The 1,055-nt window shown below is 63.2% G+C and carries 1 protein-coding gene; it reads left to right on the forward strand.

The features are described from left to right. Positions 1 to 93 precede the first annotated feature (93 nt). Positions 94 to 1,040, forward strand: a protein-coding gene (locus U1708_RS20645; RefSeq protein WP_183938040.1) for an IS630 family transposase whose coding sequence is annotated in 2 segments (ribosomal slippage) — positions 94 to 430 and positions 430 to 1,040 — 948 coding nt in all. Because the reading frame shifts where the segments join, the coding sequence is not laid out codon by codon here. Positions 1,041 to 1,055 lie beyond the last annotated feature (15 nt).

The raw sequence follows: 1,055 nt of genomic DNA on the forward strand, positions 1-1,055 counted from the left end.
TAGAGCGGTTTCTCACCGTGCTGAATCATAAGGGGATTCCCGTCGCTGCGGTTTTCTGATTCAGGTGCGTGCCGGTGCAGGAGGCTGGCATGGATGGCGCGAGCATTGTCAGTGGATCTTCGAGACAGGGTTGTGGCGGCGATCGCGAGCGGTCTGTCGCGTCGACAGGCGGCGGTACGGTTCGGTGTCAGTGCCGCGAGCGCTGTCCGGTGGCAGCAGCTTGCAAACCAGCACGGAACGCCGGCGCCACAGCAGCAGGGTGGCGATCGACGTTCGATGAGGATCGAGGCGCATGCCGGGTTGATCCTGGAGGCTTACAAGGCGACGCCCGACATCACTCTGGCAGAGTTGCAGGCACTTCTGGCCGATCACGGCACCGAGGTCGCACTCGGCACGATATGGCGGTTCTTCGCGCGGCGCGGGATCACGCGCAAAAAAAGACTGCGCACGCGACCGAGCAGGATCGTCCCGACATCCTGAAGCGGCGCGAGGAATGGTTTGACGGTCAGCTCGATCTCGATCCCGAGCAGCTCATCTTCATCGATGAGACCTGGGCATCGACGAACATGGCGCGTCGCTACGGCAGGGCGCCGCGCGGCGAACGACTGCGGGCCGGCGTGCCGCACGGGCACTGGAAAACCACCACCTTCGTCGCGGGTCTGAGCCGCACCGGCATGATCGCACCCTGGGTTCTCGACGGGCCGATGAACGGCGATGCCTTCACCACCTATGTGACCCGCGTGCTGGTGCCTGAACTCTCACCGGGCAACGTCGTCATCATGGACAACCTATCCAGCCATAAGGCGCCTGCCGTGCGCGCCGCCATCGAAGCCGCGGGTGCCAGGCTCCTGTTCCTTCCGCCCTACAGCCCAGACTTCAACCCCATCGAGATGGCCTTTTCCAAGCTGAAGGCGCATCTGCGAAAAGCGGCCGAGCGGACCATCCATGGCCTCTGGGACGCCATCGGCCGCATCGTGGACCTCTACTCACCCCAGGAATGCTCGAACTATTTTGCAGCCGCTGGTTACGATGCAGACTGATCAGAAACCGCTCTA

Origin of the sequence: Sphingomonas arabinosi, from assembly GCF_036663715.1 — a bacterium.
In the GTDB taxonomy this organism is placed as follows: Bacteria; Pseudomonadota; Alphaproteobacteria; order Sphingomonadales; family Sphingomonadaceae; genus Sphingomonas.